General features: G+C 52.0%; 2 protein-coding genes. Both read right to left on the reverse strand.

Features of this window, described 5'->3' with window-relative positions:
• The coding region (gene ltrA, locus HGBM_RS26090; protein ID WP_035286145.1) for a group II intron reverse transcriptase/maturase at positions 1-1,238 on the reverse strand (1,238 nt) is incomplete at its 3' end.
• Positions 1,239-1,470: 232 nt separating this feature from the next.
• Positions 1,471-1,623, reverse strand: coding sequence for a hypothetical protein (locus tag HGBM_RS30095; protein ID WP_019119052.1), 153 nt, complete (start codon positions 1,621-1,623; stop codon positions 1,471-1,473).
• Between the last annotated feature and the right edge of the window lie 172 nt (positions 1,624-1,795).

The raw sequence follows: 1,795 nt of genomic DNA on the forward strand, positions 1-1,795 counted from the left end.
CTTTGGGTTAAACTCTTGAGTCCTTGGGATTGCCAGAAGGCATTCCCAAGGGCTTTGTGTATGTGGGGAGTTTCTGAGGTGCGCCATGCGCCTTTACGCGTAGACGCAATTTCGAGGGCTTGTTGATGTGTCAGTCCCAGTTTCCGAAGTTCGCGGTAACGAGTACGAACCCGTTTCCATTGGTGCCATAGACAGAGCCGCAGCCGACGTCTCACCCATGACTCCAATTCTCTAAGCGGCGATGGGGTTTCAATCAGTGCGTAGTAGCCAATCCATCCCATCAAATATTGATTCAGTTGCCGTATCCGTTCCTCCATGGAAATACTCCATGTAGGTTTGGTCAGTGCCCGAATCTTATCCTTCACCCGCTTGAGAGACTTCGGTGAGATTCGAATTCTTGCCTCTTTTTGCGCTGTAAAGCTGAATCCCAGAAACTTGCGTTTCCATGGCTTTTCCACTGCGCTTTTCTCCTTGTTTACCTTGAGTTTTAACTTCCCCTCCAAGTATCGCTCCACACTGGCTTTTACCCGTTCTCCGGCACGTTTTGTCTTTACGTAGATGTTACAATCATCCGCAAAACGGCTGAAGTGCAGTCCTCTACGCTCCAATTCTTTATCCAAATCGTCCAACATGATGTTGGACAGTAAAGGACTAAGCGGGCCACCTTGAGGAGTACCCTCCTCTGTATGGGTCACAATTCCACCTACCATTACGCCTGACTTCAGATATTTGCGAATCAGTTTCAGAACCCTCTTGTCCTTCACTTTCCTCGCGACGCGGCTCATGAGAATGTCGTGGTTCACACGATCAAAGAATTTCTCTAGATCGATGTCCACTACGATTCGGTACCCTTCACGGATAAATCTTTGCGCTTGACGTACCGCATCATGTCCCCGTTTACCCGGTCGGAAGCCAAAGCTATTTGGTGAGAACCCCGGATCGAAGATCGGTGTCAACACTTGGAGAATGGCTTGTTGGAGCATACGATCAAGTACGGTGGGTATTCCTAACAGTCTGACTCCTCCGTCGGGTTTCGGGATGTCGACCCTTCGGACAGGAGCAGGCTGGTAGGTGCCGTCCAGCAATTGCTGGCGAATCTTTTCCCAGTGTTCAACGACATAGGCTCGGAGGTGCTCGGTTGAGACCCCATCAATGCCTGCCGCCCCACCATTGGACTCCACTTTCTTTATGGCTTCCAGAAGATTCTTCCGCTCCAGAATTTGCTCCAACAATTCCATTCGATCCTTCTCCCTTCGCAGGACGAGACTCAGGTCTTGCCGGTCGATACTCTGCCCTCTCTGGTACCCTCGGGGCTTCACCCCTATTCTTCCAGAGTAGTTCCTCTCGGAATTCTGCTTTCACCGTATCGCGTCTCGAAAGATTCTGACTCATCCTTGAGTTGACGTTCGGCCCTTCCCTTTTCGAGCGTCCTCTACTTGGGTACTACGGCCTCTGCTGACTCCTGTACGTTCAGCGGAGCCTCACGACTCCGGTTACCGTCGTCAGACGGCGTTCGTACAGGCCTCCCCAGGTAAGAACGTCATCTTTCTGCTCATGTACCCACCCAAGTTTACTAAGATAGCCCTTGGCGGCTTTGGACTTCGCCTTGTCTTGCAGGCTCATCCGACTATCCTAGCCTCAAATTGGGTTCGTGTACCTTGGGTCGAGCATTTGCCTCCAGCTTCCTTCAGATTCCACCTCGCGGTGGACACCCTTGCTCTTGGCTAACGGTAGGCGCTCGCCAGCCCCCGTTCGGGACTTTCACCCTATAGATGGACGCCCATGCTGGGCGCAC

Source organism: Brevibacillus massiliensis, from assembly GCF_000311785.1.
Classification (GTDB): Bacteria; Bacillota; Bacilli; order Brevibacillales; family Brevibacillaceae; genus Brevibacillus_C; species Brevibacillus_C massiliensis.